18 protein-coding genes are annotated in these 15,818 nt (G+C 45.3%); 10 read left to right on the forward strand and 8 right to left on the reverse strand.

Annotation, left to right across the window (positions count from 1 at the left end; genetic code table 11):
* The first annotated feature begins 47 nt into the window (after positions 1-47).
* Positions 48-482, forward strand: a complete 435-nt coding sequence (locus OQJ75_RS11890) for a GNAT family N-acetyltransferase (RefSeq protein ID WP_265973703.1) — start codon at positions 48-50, stop codon at positions 480-482.
* Positions 483-524: 42 nt separating this feature from the next.
* Here OQJ75_RS11890 and OQJ75_RS11895 read toward each other — a convergent pair whose 3' ends face one another.
* The 4 genes from OQJ75_RS11895 to OQJ75_RS11910 form a co-directional block, all read right to left on the reverse strand.
* Positions 525-992 carry a DUF3429 domain-containing protein gene (locus OQJ75_RS11895; RefSeq protein WP_265973702.1) on the reverse strand — a complete coding sequence of 156 codons (468 nt, stop codon included), beginning with the start codon at positions 990-992 and terminating at the stop codon, positions 525-527.
* Positions 989-1,534: a glutathione peroxidase gene (locus tag OQJ75_RS11900; RefSeq protein ID WP_265973701.1), complete on the reverse strand. Its 546-nt coding sequence runs from the start codon at positions 1,532-1,534 to the stop codon at positions 989-991. Before OQJ75_RS11900 ends, OQJ75_RS11895 begins: the two co-directional genes overlap by 4 nt.
* A gap of 104 nt (positions 1,535-1,638) precedes the next feature.
* Complete coding sequence (locus OQJ75_RS11905) at positions 1,639-2,958, reverse strand: ABC1 kinase family protein (RefSeq protein ID WP_265973700.1); 1,320 nt, start codon at positions 2,956-2,958, stop codon at positions 1,639-1,641.
* 222 nt (positions 2,959-3,180) lie between these two features.
* Entirely contained in the window at positions 3,181-3,567 is a 387-nt protein-coding gene (locus OQJ75_RS11910; RefSeq protein WP_265973699.1) for a thiol-disulfide oxidoreductase DCC family protein, read from the reverse strand.
* A 162-nt stretch (positions 3,568-3,729) separates the two neighbouring features.
* Here OQJ75_RS11910 and OQJ75_RS11915 point away from each other — a divergent pair, with 162 nt between their 5' ends.
* From OQJ75_RS11915 to soxR, 4 genes are all read left to right on the forward strand, one after another.
* Complete coding sequence (locus OQJ75_RS11915; protein ID WP_265973698.1) at positions 3,730-4,287, forward strand: DUF1439 domain-containing protein; 558 nt, start codon at positions 3,730-3,732, stop codon at positions 4,285-4,287.
* 226 nt (positions 4,288-4,513) lie between these two features.
* Entirely contained in the window at positions 4,514-6,076 is a 1,563-nt protein-coding gene (locus tag OQJ75_RS11920; protein WP_048614706.1) for a glutamate synthase-related protein, read from the forward strand.
* A gap of 325 nt (positions 6,077-6,401) precedes the next feature.
* Positions 6,402-6,923: an NADPH-dependent FMN reductase gene (locus tag OQJ75_RS11925; protein WP_265973697.1), complete on the forward strand. Its 522-nt coding sequence runs from the start codon at positions 6,402-6,404 to the stop codon at positions 6,921-6,923.
* 164 nt (positions 6,924-7,087) lie between these two features.
* Positions 7,088-7,528, forward strand: coding sequence for a redox-sensitive transcriptional activator SoxR (gene soxR / locus OQJ75_RS11930; RefSeq protein WP_065103915.1), 441 nt, complete (start codon positions 7,088-7,090; stop codon positions 7,526-7,528).
* A gap of 17 nt (positions 7,529-7,545) precedes the next feature.
* On the opposite strand, the gene OQJ75_RS11935 is transcribed toward soxR, so the two are convergent.
* On the reverse strand, positions 7,546-8,310 hold the full coding sequence (locus tag OQJ75_RS11935; RefSeq protein ID WP_265973696.1) for a carbohydrate deacetylase: 765 nt from the start codon (positions 8,308-8,310) through the stop codon (positions 7,546-7,548).
* Between the two features lie 102 nt (positions 8,311-8,412).
* On the reverse strand, positions 8,413-9,747 hold the full coding sequence (locus OQJ75_RS11940) for a 6-phospho-beta-glucosidase (protein ID WP_265973695.1): 1,335 nt from the start codon (positions 9,745-9,747) through the stop codon (positions 8,413-8,415).
* 103 nt (positions 9,748-9,850) lie between these two features.
* Here OQJ75_RS11940 and OQJ75_RS11945 point away from each other — a divergent pair, with 103 nt between their 5' ends.
* The 3 genes from OQJ75_RS11945 (at position 9,851) to OQJ75_RS11955 (ending at position 11,715) form a co-directional block, all read left to right on the forward strand.
* A complete protein-coding gene (locus tag OQJ75_RS11945) occupies positions 9,851-10,735 on the forward strand; it encodes a LysR substrate-binding domain-containing protein (protein ID WP_265973694.1) in 885 nt (294 codons plus the stop codon).
* A gap of 76 nt (positions 10,736-10,811) precedes the next feature.
* Positions 10,812-11,192 carry a VOC family protein gene (locus OQJ75_RS11950; protein WP_265973693.1) on the forward strand — a complete coding sequence of 127 codons (381 nt, stop codon included), beginning with the start codon at positions 10,812-10,814 and terminating at the stop codon, positions 11,190-11,192.
* 103 nt (positions 11,193-11,295) lie between these two features.
* Positions 11,296-11,715, forward strand: a complete 420-nt coding sequence (locus tag OQJ75_RS11955) for a globin (RefSeq protein WP_029223433.1) — start codon at positions 11,296-11,298, stop codon at positions 11,713-11,715.
* A 96-nt stretch (positions 11,716-11,811) separates the two neighbouring features.
* On the opposite strand, the gene OQJ75_RS11960 is transcribed toward OQJ75_RS11955, so the two are convergent.
* Positions 11,812-12,585 (reverse strand): hypothetical protein, encoded by a 774-nt coding sequence (locus tag OQJ75_RS11960; protein ID WP_265973692.1) that lies wholly within the window; start codon positions 12,583-12,585, stop codon positions 11,812-11,814.
* A 138-nt stretch (positions 12,586-12,723) separates the two neighbouring features.
* On the opposite strand from OQJ75_RS11960, the gene OQJ75_RS11965 reads away from it, so the two are divergent.
* A complete protein-coding gene (locus OQJ75_RS11965) occupies positions 12,724-13,113 on the forward strand; it encodes a DUF4345 domain-containing protein (protein WP_017110021.1) in 390 nt (129 codons plus the stop codon).
* Positions 13,114-13,122: 9 nt separating this feature from the next.
* Positions 13,123-14,625: an arylsulfatase gene (locus OQJ75_RS11970; RefSeq protein WP_265973691.1), complete on the forward strand. Its 1,503-nt coding sequence runs from the start codon at positions 13,123-13,125 to the stop codon at positions 14,623-14,625.
* Between the two features lie 68 nt (positions 14,626-14,693).
* Here OQJ75_RS11970 and OQJ75_RS11975 read toward each other — a convergent pair whose 3' ends face one another.
* Positions 14,694-15,719, reverse strand: a complete 1,026-nt coding sequence (locus tag OQJ75_RS11975) for a LacI family DNA-binding transcriptional regulator (RefSeq protein ID WP_017105499.1) — start codon at positions 15,717-15,719, stop codon at positions 14,694-14,696.
* Positions 15,720-15,818: the final 99 nt, after the last annotated feature.

Raw genomic sequence — 15,818 nt, forward strand, 5'->3', positions numbered from 1 at the left:
GGTTCGTTCTGCTGTTTGGTTTACCGTTAATCTATTAAGGTCTATCTATGAATGTTGTTTTTGCGGAAAAACAAGAGCTCGCTAATATTTACCAGTTGGAACATGCTTTGTTTGGCGATCACGCCTATCCGTTGTTTTTCTTTCGTCAGGCATTTGATTGCTGGGGGAAGGGCTTGTTGGTGGCGAAACAGGATTCGCAGGTTGCGGGCTATGTGTTAATGACGCCAACCGATAAACAACAAGAGTATTGGGTGTTGTCACTGGCTGTTGATACTGCTTACCGAGGCATGGGGATTGGCCGTTCATTGATGCAGCAGGCGATAGAAACATTGCCACAAGATTCCAAGCTGTTGCTTACTGTTGATCCAAACAACAACTCGGCTTGTGAGCTGTACTTGTCGATGGGGTTCGTGACCATCAAGGAAGAGAGCAATTATTTCGGTGACGATGAGCCTCGCTTGGTCTTGCAGCTCATCGTCTAGCTCCCGCTTCATTGTGTCTATCTAGGTGCAGACATCGCACCCTTAGGTCAACATTACGATACCGTGCATCAACACTACACTAGAGGTTAATCGGGTTCGCATATCAAAATAGCCGTCGGGGCCTTCACTTTGGTTCTCTTCTCTCATTGACCTTTCCGCTCGCCAAACCGCAATATAGCCGATGATAAGAACTAGGCTTGTGATGAACTCTTTTTGTTCCCCAAGTAGAACCGCTAGCCACGCTACCAACACAATAACATTGCTAAGAATCAGAGCCTTGTTGCTGGATTGGCTTTCGAAGTTCTCTATCCCATTACCCCACAAGATGCCCGACAAAAAGCTCAAGATAACCACGCTGTAGGTAATGAAGAGTGTTTCGCCGCTCAAGCTAAAGAATTGGCTGTCGGTGAGTGATAAAAGTAGACCGAACAGAAATGGGATTAAACCCATATAACCGAGCTTGGCCATGGTGTTGCGTGTTTGAGTTATCTCCAAGTAATCTGACCTCATAACTGCTGCTCTATTGCATTTTTGAGGGTACTACTGGTTGGCGATGTAGAACTCGGGAAGGTTGCTATCACTTTGCCTTCTTTGCTGACCAAGAACTTGTAGAAATTCCATTTCGGTTTGATACCGGCTTGTTGTTGGATTTCGGCAAAGACTGGATTTGCGTTTGGCCCAGAGAGTGACGCGCGCGCCATCATTGGAAAGGTGACGCCATAATCTAGGTAGCAGATTTTGGCGGATTGCTTCTCGCTTCCTCTGTCTTGGCGAAAATCATTGCTCGGGAAACCAACAACCGTGAATCCTTGATCTTTATAGGTTTGATGCAATTGCTCGAGTTGTTCGAATTGAGGAGTGAAACCACATTGGCTTGCCGTATTTACGATCAATAAAGTCTTACCTTGAAACTCTTCACACAGCTCAATCTCTTCGTTTGAATTTAACAACCTTTGTTTACCGTTAAGTATTTCTGGGCAGCTAGCTGAAAAAGCGAATGAACTTGTTAGGCTTGCGATTAGGGCGGTGGAGCACAGCAGTGAATGTTTCATAAGTCTGACTCATTTTAGTTGGCGTAACTGTTATTACTGTTCAACGACTTAAAATGATCACTTTAAAGGCCAGAATCGCTTAAATATCAGCTATCGCTTAAGTGTCAATTGTCGCTTAGCAAATAGGGCGCCACCAAGCGCCTGATATTCACCTTGGCTCCAAGGCGAGATGCCAGCAGGTACATGCCTCCAATTTTTCGGTGGAGGAATAGGGCATCGGCTGGTGGAGTGTGCCAATACTCTTGCTCCATGCTGAGAATGGTTCCTGCTTCACGAAGCCTTTGTGCTAAACCACTGGCTTTGAAGTCGTAATCTTCATCGACAAGCATGGGTTCACAGGCCATTTTCACTAAGTTGAGAATCGCTTGGCGTTGGTCTGGGAGGATGGTCTCGCTAAAAAATCCAATCTGCTCTAACGCCTTGTTGAGTCCTTGTTCATCGTGAGTAATCACAGAGGTAAAAGCCAAACGATAGCCATCACTGAAACGGTCGCTGTATTCTCGGGTTGCCCCAAAATCTAACAGCCCAATCTGACGCGTGTTTTCAACGTAAAGGTAGTTGGCGAAGTTGGGATCGGTTTGCACCATCTTGAAGTCGAATAACTCTCTGAACAGAAGCTCGAGCAAGCTGTGCATCACAAAATCACGGGTGCTTTGATCGTAACCTTCTATTTGCTCTATCGAGACGCCTTCAATGAAGTCCATTGCGAGCACTGATTCTGAAGACATTTGAGGGTGAATTTTAGGTACAACGAAGTGAGAGTGTTCTTTTAATGCATTGTGATAACGAGTCGCATAGTCAGCCTCGCGAGCATAGTCGGCTTCATCATGTAGTTGTTTTTTTGCCTCTTCTAATAAGCCTTTGTAATCGACAGACTTGGGAATCAAACCAATGATGTTCAGCAATGTACCAACGTTGTCCACATCACTGTCGATGCTTTTTCGAATGCCTGGGTATTGGACTTTTATGGCAAGTTTGTCTCCAGAGTCGCTATACGCTTGGTGAACCTGACCGATGGACGCACTGGCGATGGGCTTAAAGTTGAAGGAGATAAACTCCGCCTTCCAGTTCATTCCGAGTGAATTTTCTAACACTTGGCTGAGCTGTTTGGCTGGCAGTGGGTCAGCGTCTGAACGTAGGCGAGCAAGAATGTTGGCTAACTCGGGTTCAAGAATATCACCTGCATCCATTGACAGCATTTGACCGAGCTTCATTGCTGCACCGCGCAGGTGTGCGAGTTGATCGGTCAGACGAGCAATGTTTTGTGGCGTTAGCAGTAAGTCTTTTGCTTTGGGCCTGTTGCCCTGCGCGAGCTGTTTCGTACCTTCAGTGATGACACTTCCGGCTACTCGAGTGGCGAGAGACGCGAACTTACTGAATCTTGAAATACGATGGGTAGGTAGATTTCTTTCTTTTGCCGACATAAAGGTTCTCACTTAGTTATCAAGACTCACTACAAAGTTCTATAAATCATTACCCAACCGAATGTTTTGTTGTGGTAACTTGTCTCGCGAAACAGTAAACAGAATTTAAAGGACAAAACATGAAGTTTATTTGGTTAAAAGTCGCGGTTACCGTTTTAGTTTTTGCTGCGCTGTTTGGTGTGGTGTATTACAAAGTGGCAAGTGGTATGTCTTAACCAAGTACTATTTTGTGCAGCTGTTACCATCGCAGCGCGACTTTCCGGTTAACCAGAACGAGACTTTATATCGGTTCTTGGCAAACCGAAGATAACACCAGTCGGCCACTGGCTTGAATATCGCCCAACGTAAAGGGGCGTATAGCCCACCTTTTCCTACTAAGCGCCACGCTTGGTAGGTCACGTCTAAACCTAGCAGCAGTTTTCCATTCTCATCCAGTGCATGCAAAATGGTGTTGGCTGCGTCGGCATCAATCTGAGGGTAGTCTGAAAAGGCTTCACTGTAGATATCGATGGTTTGAATCTTATTCTCGGTATCATACTTGGCAAGTGCCGCCATCTCTTTTGCGCACAACGGACACATCCCATCGTAGAATATCGTTAATGAAGTCATTGCTTCCCTTACTATTTTTACCAATTCCCAACTATACGCAATCACCGATTAGGTGGATCATTTTACTCAGTTATCCGACACTGTAATTGTGACGACTATTTTACAGTACCATCTCGAGGTAAAATCCGTTCCATGCAATTACATATTAAGAGTCGATCCCCAATGACAACGAAATCAATGAGCCGCTTCATTATAGCCTTCATAGCCCTAATGCTAAGTGGTTGTGTTAGCTACAGCGTTACTGAACAAGAAATGACGAACTACCTGCAAGATTCGGTGATGTTAGAGCAGGAAGTGGGTGTACAAAACGTTATGTATGCGCAAGTTGCTGTCGATGACTTAGCGGTGAAAATTGGTCGAGCTGATGCCGAGCGTGTTTCTGTACTGGCGAATACCAATGCAAAAGTTCAGGTGTTCAACATGCCTAATATGGGGTTGGATTTGGACATCGAATTCAGCGCTGTCCCTGAATACGACAAAGAAAGTGGTGAGGTGTATTTAAAGTCACTGCGACTAGAGCGCTTTGAGGAGAAGGGAAAGCCGCTTTCTCCTGAAATAGCGAAATTACTCAAACCCGCCGTGTCGATGATCGGCTTTGCGTTGTCTCAGTCTCCGGTATACAAATTGGACAGCAACAAGGTTCAAGAGTCATTGATCAAGTCATCGGAACCTAATCTAGTGATTAAAGACAACAAGTTAGTCATCGAGTTATTTGATTAACCCTTCCCGTTTAGCTGACACTCAGATTTAAAACACAATGGCTGCCGATTTGGTGGCCATTTTTGTTTGTGTTGAATCAGCAAGATTTCTGTTTTGAGGCTGTCTATTAAGCTTGTTTTCACTGGCTCATTTATTGAATTCGCCGCGTATCTCACCTTTACTTTACTCTTGTGAGCAAGTCATCGCTTCAGTCATCAAATCATAAAAAAGAAAAGGTGAGCGAACTATGAAGAATCCAGTAATAGCGGATAACAAACCCGTTAAGGTCGAGCTAACCGAAGGCGAGGAGTATTACTTCTGTACCTGTGGCAAATCGAAAAACCAACCGTTTTGTGATGGTTCTCATGCCGGAACGGGCTTCAAACCAAAGAGTTTCGTGGCCGAGGAAACCGGCGACGCTTACCTGTGCCGCTGTAAGTATTCGAACAATCTCCCTTTTTGCGATGGCACCCATAAACAGTTTACGGCTGAGCAAGTGGGTCAAGAAGGCCCTGATGTTCATATCCAAGCGGCAACGCCCGATCTCTCACCTGCGGCTTCTGCAACCAAAGAAGAGCCCACGGTCGAGTTCATTCATCAATTAGCACGAGATGGCTTATCCAAAGTGGGTCACCATGGACCAATGACTTCAATGGGTGTGCCAAGATATCTATTACCTCACTGGGATGATATTCAAGTGATGGTTGCACAAATGGCGACCAAACCGTTATTGGAAAACGTGCCCGTCGGTACTGAGCTTATTATTGGGCCAAAAGCGAAAAAGCCGCTTAAATTGAACATCTCTTTATTTGTGTCTGATATGAGTTTTGGGTCGTTATCTGAAGAAGCGAAAATTTCTTTAGCGACAGGCGCGGAGCTGGCGGGAACGGGAATTTGCTCAGGTGAGGGCGGAATGTTACCCGAAGAGCAAGCGGCCAATTCTCGCTACTTTTATGAATTAGCCAGCGCACAATTTGGTTACGATGAATCTAAGCTCAAAAATGTCCAAGCCTTCCATTTTAAAGGTGGGCAGGGTGCTAAAACCGGAACAGGCGGTCACCTACCGGGTGCGAAGAACATTGGCAAGATAGCAGAGGTGCGTGGCATTGAAGCGGGTACTGCCGCGATTTCCCCACCCACCTTTGTTGATCTAAAAACCGTCGAGGATTTCAAAAATTTCGCCGACCGAGTTCGAGAAGTGACAGGCGGGATCCCAATTGGCTTTAAGTTGAGTGCCAATCATATTGAAGAGGATATTCAGTTTGCGCTTGATGCCAGTGCCGATTACATCATCTTGGATGGTCGAGGCGGTGGTACTGGGGCGGCACCAGAAATGTTCCGTGACCATATTAGTGTGCCGACCATTCCAGCGCTTGCTCGTGCCAGAGCTTATCTAGACAAGCAAGGCGTAAGTGACAGAGTCACCTTAATCATTACCGGTGGGCTTCGTGTTCCAATGGACTTCGTAAAAGCGATGGCGCTTGGTGCAGATGGTGTCGCTATCTCAAACAGTGCCATGCAGTCGATAGGGTGTGTTGCTGCCCGAATGTGTAACACCAATAATTGCCCAGCGGGTATCGCGACTCAAAAAGCCGATTTACGCCAACGGTTAAATGTCGAGAAGGCATCGAACCAATTGAAGAACTTCTTCGAAGCCTCGACGGAGTTGATGCAAGTGATGGCGAGAGCGTGCGGTCATGATCATTTGAATCAGTTTAACCCTCACGATCTGGCAACATGGAATCGCGAAATGGCCGAGCTATCCGGAGTCGCTTACTCTGGGGTCAGTCCATTAAACCAACTTAAGTAAATAGTATTTCGATAAGGCACACTCACTGTATTTTGGGTGTGCTTATTTTTGTCTGAGTAATGCTAATCTATGTTTAACCTTTCGTAATTAACTGCTTTATAGGTATTTTTAAATTATTTCCTATTTTTTGAAAATATCGCTTTACCTCAAGTTAACTTGAGATTTTATCATCATTCTCAATCTAAAAACACCATCTATCACCTTGTCGCCTAGTACAGGTTTTGATGTTATCAAACAAAAGTTACGAATCTTCAGTTATGAACTTTGAGCTCCGTAATTGAAGTCATGAGTGCATAAAGGTGAGAAAAATGAACAAGGATCAACAATGAAAGTATTAGCGATTGGCGCGACCAACAGTAAAGCATCGATTAACCAACAATTAGCAGCGTACACCGCAAGTTTAGTCGAGGGCGCGCAAGTAGAGTTGCTCGATCTCAATGATTTCGAGATGCCCATTTACAGTGAAGACAGAGAAAAAGAGTCTGGCGTTCATCAACACGCGCAGCGCTTTTTTAGCAAAATTGGTGAAGCAGATGCTGTGGTCATCTCTTTCGCAGAGTACAACGGTTCATACACTGCAGCCTTTAAGAATGTGTTTGATTGGACATCACGAATCGACATGAAAGTTTACCAAGGCAAGCCTGTTGTTATGCTCTCCACATCACCAGGCCCAGGTGGCGCAAGCTCTGTGTTGTCGTCTGCGGTAAATTCCGCACCTTATTTTGATGCTGATGTGAAGGGGTCGATGTCGGTGCCAAGTTTCTACGACAACTTTAATGTAGAAACGGGTGAGATCATCAATGCCGAAATGGCCGAGAGCCTGAAATCGATCATGAGTCAGATTTAGAAATCGAATGACATCTGATTCAACAAAGCAGTTATGATCGTGGCTTATTTTCGTTGAGCTCTCTGTCAAAGTTTAAGGTCAACCATTGGTGAGGGCTGGAATATGCCGTTATTCTAAAGTTAAAGTAAACTTTAAATATTTATGATATCAAGGATAGTGTAACAATGAGAAACATCGTATACCTCACTATTGGTCAGCTGTCAGAGCGAAGCGGTGTCGCTCCTTCAGCGCTGCGCTTTTATGAAACCAAGGGGTTGATTGCTTCGATTCGCACTAACGGAAATCAACGTCGTTATCAGTCGGCGATGCTGCGCCGAATCGCGCTGATACAAGTGGCGCAGTCGATAGGCTTTACGCTCGAAGAGATCACCGAAGAGTTGTCTACTTTACCAATGAACCAGACCGCGACTAAGCGAGATTGGGAACGCGTTGCGAAGAAATGGCAGGGGCAACTCGACAGCAAGATGGCGCAGATTAAATCGCTACAAGAAAACCTAACCGGTTGTATCGGTTGTGGTTGTTTGAGTATGCAGAAATGCCAATTGCTGAACCCTGAAGATATTCTGCATGACCAAGGGCAGGGCGCACAACGCATTGTTGAGTAGCCCTGAATCAAGGTTCCCTATCTGAGATCGTCGAATCCAATACACTCTATCTGATGGTCGTTTAGCCACTGCTTTAATGCAGAGCTAGTGAGAAGTTGGTATTCCTCAACACGCTTGTCACGATAACCAGATATTGACTTAAGCTCATCAGTGACAGAAAGCGATGGGTGACACATCAATTCGACAACCCCTTTAGGCATTACGGTTTGATAGCTCAGTAGTAAATCTTGTAAACGAGCAAGTGATACGCCGTCATCGAAAAATCGCATATCAAAAGCGTCGGGTGTGGCGACTTTTAGTGAATCTTGCCCATTCACAATGTTATCGATTCGTCTGACCGGAAGACCAATCTGATTGACGGTGCGAGTAAAAGCGGCTTTGAGTGGTTTAAATACACCGCCAAAGTGATGGCTATCGATGTGATTGATCATTAGTCCTGCATTGATGGCCGCTTGATATTGAGCGTTGAGCTCAAGTGTCACTTGCGCTTCGACGACATCGCCTTTATCGAACAGAGTGACGTTGTCTAAGAAGTTTCCTTGAGCATCCACCAAGCTAGGAACAAGCTCAGGTGGCGTCAGAGGTTTTCCAGCAGTAACGGTAAAGTGCAAACCAACCTCTGGGACTTTCCCTTGGTGATAAAGCTCCACAGCGTGTTGTGTGCCCGGCTGATTCATCATAATAGTGGTCGACTTGACCATACCTGCTTGTAAGCAATCGACGATGCCGTGGTTAACACTTTCTGTGAGTCCGAAATCATCGGCATTTAAGATCAGTTTCATCGCTAGCCTTCTTATTACTTAGTTTCTATGCGTTACTCATCAGTGCGGCAAAGGTTGGTTGTCTTGTGCTCAATGTCAGTTGATTTTCTATCTAATTGCAGGTCAATCTAGCTTCAATCGGTGAGCAAAGGCTGGCATGAAGTCTAAGTTTTCACGGATGGTTTCTTGTAATGCTTCATCGATGTGCGAACCACTATCGACAATAGGGTTGAGAATCAATGCGCGCTTGGCAATGGCGATATCGCCCGTCATTGCGGCTTTCACGGTGAGTGTTTCAAACTCTTTCATTTGCTGGATGAGGCGTAAGGTATCACTATCAAAAGGTTCGACATTCAATGGCAGGATCGCGCTGCTGGTGATCACCGAACTCACCTCAACTGCACAGTCGTCAGGCAGGCCTTGAATCGCACCATTATTACGAGTGTTGACGTGCATGATAGAACGTTTGTTGTTGTGAATACTGCTCATTAGCTCACAAGCTGCTTCAGAGTAGTACGCGCCACCTCGCTCTTCTAACAACTGAGGCTTGGTGTCTAACATCGGGTCTTGATAGATCGCCAACAGTTGTTCTTCTACCTTAGCGACAAGGTCTGCTCGGTTGGTGCTGTTCTCTGAAGCGGCGAACTCTTTGTCGAGAATATCTCGTGATTGGTAGTAGTAGCGTAGGTAGGCACATGGCACGAGGTTCAATGATCGAATCACCTCGCCATCCCATTCAAAGGGAGGAATGTTTTTCGGCATCATTTGGTCGTTACCACCGAGTAACTGATCAATCACCTCACCGAGTTTATCTTTGCCTTCATGAAGCACTTTTCTCGCCCACACTAAGTGATTTAAGCCAGCAATTTGCATGGTAATGTCGGCACGTTCTGCACCTAGCATTTCAGCCGCGCCACGTTCCATGTTGACGGGTACATTGCATAGGCCAACCGTCTTGATGGTTGAGTGTTTAATCAAGGCTTCGGTCACCATGCCTGACGGGTTGGTGAAGTTGAGAAGCCAAGCGTCTGGGCAGAGTGTTTCCATTTCTTTGGCAATTTCTAGCGCAATTGGGATGGTGCGACAGGCATTTGAGAAGCCACCTAAGCCATTCGTTTCTTGGCCAATCATGCGGTATTTCAATGCGATTCGCTCATCTCGCAGCCGCGCTTCCAAACGACCTGCTCGAAACTGTGAGCATACGAAATCAGCGTCGATTAGGGCAGATTGTCTATCTGTAGTGAGGTGAACAGCGATGTCGCAGTTGGCTTTTTTGATCATACGCTTGGTTAAATCCGCAATCACTTTTGCCTTGTCCATCCCTTCTTCGATATCGACTAACCATAAGTCAGAGATCGGCAGTTCGTGATGACGATTAAGGAGACCTTCAATGAGTTCTGGGGTGTAACTTGAGCCACCACCAATTACGACAACTTTGAGTTTTTGATTCTGTTTCATGTTGCTCACCATTTATTTTGTAGATTACGTGGTTTAATCTATATGATGGTTATGCGCACCAACAAACCAGTAATGATGAGATATGAATTAATGAGGTTAATCCATGGGGTTGTTCGAAAATCGCCAACAAACGCTGTCGCTGCTGCACACCTTTAGTGTTGCAGCCAAATATTTGAGTTTCACGCAGGCGGCTGATGAACTCTGTTTGACTCAAGGGGCAGTGAGCCATCGCATTAAAAAGTTAGAGCAACAGCTGAAGTTCAACTTGTTCATTCGTAAAACTCGTAAGCTCGAATTAACGCCCGAGGGACAGCGTGTGTTGTCGATGCTCAACATCTCGTTTGAGTCGATATTCTCGGAGCTAACGGACATCAAAACCGGAGAGCTGAGCGGCGAATTGTATATCGCTACGTCGCCTTATTTCGCGTCTTCTTGGCTGATGCCACGCTTGCCTGAATTTAGAAAACTCTATCCAAATTTAAGCATCAAATTACAAACCAAACAGAACCAATCTGATTTCCAGTTTGAACCTTATGACGTGGCAATTTTCTATAGCGAAGGCCACTATCCGAATCATTATAGTGAGCGATTATTTACAGGCGTGAGAACGCCGGTTTGTAGCCCTAAATATGCGCAAAAACTCAATCTTGAAAAGGGTGTTGATCGCTTAGAACAAGCGCGCTTTATACACAGTGGTGATATCACCGCATGGCAACGTTGGTTGGAAGAAGCACAAGGCGATGTTGACTGTACTATGCAGTGTGATTATTACAGCGATAATCGCTTGGCAATGGATGCTGCAATATTGTCGATGGGAGTGGCTTTGGGGCGCCTAGAGTTCATGCAACCACAGATTGACCAAGGACTGTTGGTCGCACCATTTATGAGCATCGAATCAGGAAAAGGTTATGACTTGGTGTGTCCGAAAGGGATGGATCAGCGAACCAAGTTCCAAGTGTTCTCTCAATGGATCAAGCAACAGCTATGACTAAATCTCACGGCTAGACAAAACAGAGTAGAAGGTCTAGTTTAGGTAGCTCTTTCAATAAAAGAAGAGGTTAGTTATGTTCAGCCATGTTTTTCTTGGAACCGAAGATATTGAACGCGCGAAGTCTTTCTATGACCCAATCATGAAGGTGCTTGGCTACAACGAAGGTTCTGTCGACCCTAAAGGTCGCTGCATTTACGTGAGTCAAACCGGTGTATTAGGTTTAACCAAACCGATTGATGGTCAGCCTGCAACGCACGGCAATGGCATGACGATCGGCTTCCTAGCATCTTCTCCTGAGCTGGTGGACGAATGGCATCGTGTTGGCGTAGAAAATGGTGGCACGAGCATTGAAAATGCCCCGGGTGCGAGAGGCTCTGACGAACGTCGTCTTTACATGGCCTATTTGCGAGATCCTGATGGCAACAAGATCTGTGCAACTCACTTTATGCCATAGTGGCGTATAATTAGATCGTATTGATTGTTCAGAGCTTGTGAATCACGGCTCTGAACTTGTAAGTTTTCCTGAAGACTCACAAATATTGCAAAGGATCTGTCAGATGTCACCAAACGAACTGTTTTATGAGAGCTTTGAGCGCTGCAGGATCGACCAAGAATTTTTAGAAACCTTCTTGGCTGATTTTTGTGAGCACAACCCTAGGTTTTCAGAACGATTTGAAAGCATTGGATTAGAGCAACAAACCAAGATGCTCAAAGCTTCTATTATCCTAATCTATAACTCGTCAGGTTTATCAAGCGTGAGAAACTCGGTTAAGAGGCTGGGTAAAAGACACAAAGATTTGGGGATGGATATCTCAGAGCAAGAGCTAAATGAGTGGTTTAATTCGTTGCTCAACACCGTTAAAAAGTACGACCCGCATTATAACGAGCAAGTTGAGCAAGCGTGGGCAGAAACGCTTGATGCTGGCCTCAAGATCATGAAACAAGAATGTGTTGTGCCACACCCTGTGAATCAATAAGTAAGTCACCAGCAGCTTTTCTTGAAAGGTAGACTTCATTTGAAAGGTAAGCCATGAATACGGCTTACCTAAATTTCTAATATCCTGACTCTCTAATCAAAAATGAGCTGCCCAACCCACTAAGAAGCCTTGTGTGGCAGTATCGTATTCAAACGTGCCTTTATTTTCGTAATCAACCCAAGTGGATTTGTAGGCGAGATTTAAATCTGACCAGTCGTTAATTTGATAACGAACTCCTGTTAGCAAAGAACTGGTAAAGTCAGTGTCGCTGCCAAGCCCCATGTCTAGGCTGGTATGTACTGTCCAACTTTTGTTGAGTTCTTTGGTCCATCGAACACCGATAAGATAATCGATCCAATCTTCGTCTAACGATTTAGTTATGTCTGTAACGCCTCCAGGTTTATAGAGTCTCGTATCTATGTCGTTGTCCCACCAACGTATTCCTGCCATATAATCAATATTGCCAAGATCGTATTGATAGCGTTTGAAACCTTTAACCTCCAGAACACCTTGTCTAATATCAATACTGCCTTTAAGAATATCGTTACTCACGCCTTGAACCAAGCCAGCTGAACCACTCAATTTCATGTAGCTGTAGTCTACATAGTAACCCCATTGATTGTCGTAAACGCCTTCCAACCGCAACATTGCACCCATATCGATATTATCCATGATGAATTCAGGATCAACATCTACATCAGTAGGCGGCAATCCACCGATCGTGCTGTTGCCTCGAATATTCAAAGCCTGAGCATAGATTTCAATACTGTGTTGCCATTTTTTTGTACTTGTTTCAGAGCTCGCTTCCTGAGCATTAACGGTTGAGCTGACAACTAACATTGATGCGATTAAGTAATGCCACTTAGCCATATTGATATCCCTATATTCGATTTGAAATAGCACGATTATGAATGCCTGTTCTAACTATCCATTTTCCATATATGCAACTTGTATATCCCTGATTGTAGACTATGTTTTTTTTAAAGAGCCAAATTTTGAGAGAAGGGTATGAAGCCACAAAGTATTTTCTTGTTAGTCGCGGTTGTGGGCTTAACACCCATAGCTCTGTCTTACGGTTATGCACCGGTTATTTCTCTGAACTACCTATTTGAAATCGACGCGAGTCCGATCAACGTGACTCATATCTTCCGCGCTGTGATGGGGCTTTATTTGGCTCTGGCGTTATTTTGGGTGCTTGGCGCACTGTTCAAAAAGTATCGACTACCAGCGCTCTATAGCTTGGTGGTTTTCATGTTGGGTTTGGCTGCTGGTCGAGTCATTAGCTTGGTATTAGATGGCATGCCTCATTGGCTACTTTTCGTCTATCTAATCTTGGAGTTGGGCTTCGGTTTAGTCGGTTTAAAAATGATTCATAAAGAGCAATCTGAAACAGTATAAGGACATTGTATGAAAAGGATTTTCCATCTTCTTATCCTGAGTGTGTTGAGTAGCTTTTCGCTATCGGCATGGTCAGCTCAAGAGCAGCCAAATATCTTTGTTATCTTTACCGATGATGTCGGTATATCGAACTTGAGTGCCTATCATAACGGCGTGATGAGTAGCGAAACGCCGAACATCGACAGCATTGCCGAAAAGGGCATGTTACTTACCGATTATTATGCTCAACCTTCATGTACAGCGGGTCGTTCTGCATTCTTAACTGGGCAGTTACCGGTGCGAACAGGGATGCACTCTGTTGGGCTACCAGGTGGCCCTGTGGGTTTAAGCGCAGATACCCCAACGCTTCCTGAAATGCTCAAGAGTATGGGTTACATGACTGGGCAGTTTGGTAAAAACCACCTAGGCGACCGAGATGAATTCTTACCGACAATGCATGGTTTTGATGAGTACTGGGGTTGGTTGTATCACTTGAATGCGATGGAATACACCGAAGATCCAGATTGGCCTAAAGATGGATCGTTAGATGCCTTTGCGCCTCGTAACGTGATCTACGCAAAATCGGACGGTAAGGGCGGTCAAACGATTGAAGATGATGGTGCACTGTCGATTGAACGTATGCGTACACTGGATGATGAAGTGAATAAACACACGATTAACTTCATTGAAAGAGCGGTTGAAGCGGATAAGCCATTCTTTACTTGGTATTGCCCATCACGAGGTCACGTATGGACGCATCTTTCTGAAGAGTATGAAGCCATGCTTGGTCAGAATGGTTGGGGACTGCAAGAAGTGGTGATGAAAGATCTCGATGATCACGTTGGTGAGATGCTTGCCAAAATGGAAGAACTCGGCATTGCAGATAACACCATCATCATTTTCACGGCGGATAATGGCCCAGAAATTATGACGTGGCCAGATGGCGGTATGACCCCATTCCATGGCGAAAAAGGGACAACATGGGAAGGTGGCGTTCGTGCACCAGCACTGGTGAGTTGGCCGGGCAAAATCCCAGCGGGCAGTGTCGGCAATGGCATCTTTGATGGTATGGATTGGTTACCAACGCTGATTGCAGCGGCGGGCGGCCCTACAGATCTGAAAGAGAAAATGCTGAAAGGTCACGATGGCTTTAAAGCGCACTTAGATGGTTACAACCAAGTCGATATGCTGACCGAAAAAGGTGAGTCGAATCGTAAAGAAATTTACTACTACGAACGAGACAAGCTACAAGCGGTTCGAGTGGGAGATTGGAAAGCGCACTTCGTGGTACAGAATCACGGTTGGAGCGGTCCGAAAGAAGAACTCAATGCTCCGTTACTGTTCAACTTACGTCGTGATCCATACGAGCGAGCAGCTGAAGAGTCGGGCATGTACTTGAAGTGGATGGGGCAGAAAATGTGGGCGTTTGGTCCTGCTCAAGCGGCTATTCAGCAACACTTAGCAACCTTCGAAGAGTGGGCTCCCGTTACGCCTGAATCTCCGGCAGAGAAAACCGGCGGTGTGGGTAATTAATTAAATATCATAAAAAATCCCGCTCACACTGAGCGGGATTTTTATTGGAATGCGTTTTAACGTTGGTTCTATTTCAGCGTGGTGTTTCGTTCAATGAACTTCACTGGCACCATCAACTTAACCAAGCTCGTGTCTTGCTCTTGAATCTGACTAACCACAATTTTCACAGACTCACGTGCAAGGCGTCTGAAATCTTGCTTGAAGGTCGTGAGTTGATAGTTCAACCACTGAGTCTGCGGGATATCATCAAAACCGACCACTTGCAGATCTTCTGGAATACGCAGGTTGAACTCTAAGCGCGCCACATCCATCACTGCCATTGCTAGGTTATCTGTCGCACAGAAAATCGCTTGCGGGTGTGTGGGTTCTGAAAATAGGGCGCGAATAGTATCCAGTGAATCAAGGTAGTCATAATCAGCTTCAATAACACGAGCTTGTTTGCCCGTTAGGTCTTCGAATTCTGAGCAAAAGCCTGCCTCGCGTTCGCCGTTGGTGTAGGTCGGGACATTACCTGTCAGGTAAACCGCTGATTTCGTTCCCACACTATGAAAGTGTTGAGCGGCAACTTGGCCTGCGGCGTAGTTGTCGCTCACCACATGGCTACTCTTAGTCCCTTCAACAACACGTGCGAACTGGACGATAGGAATGTCGAACTCTTCACACTCTTCATAAAGCGACTTATTGAATGTCGCAGAAGCCGCAATCACGCCATCAACTCGGTATTGGAAGATATTAGGAATAGAGTGGTTGTCGTTTCCATCAACTTGCCAAGGAATCAATACCGCAGAGTAACCCTGTTTTTGTAGCTCAGTGGAGATAAGCTGTAGGGTTTTCATGTGGATAGGGTAGTCAGCGTCAGGAAAAACTAGGCCAATCAATTTGGATTCATTTGTCGTCAGACTACGGGCAAAGGCATTGGGACGATAATTCAACGATTTTGCTGCATCGAACACTTTCTGCTTGGTCTTTTCAGACACCGAACTGCCCGGTACAAATACGCGAGATACCGTTGATTGAGAAACGCCAGCCAGCTTAGCGACATCTTTAGAGGTGACGGTTGGCTTTGATGCCGTGGAGTGTTTTGGAGAGCTCATAGACCATACTTTTGAACCAAATTAACTGCGCACAGGATACCATAATTAGGTACGTACTCATAAAGCAATAACAAGGAATGATATGAAAAATAAGGAATA

It is taken from the genome of Vibrio sp. 14G-20 (assembly GCF_026241515.1).
Taxonomy (GTDB): Bacteria; Pseudomonadota; Gammaproteobacteria; order Enterobacterales; family Vibrionaceae; genus Vibrio.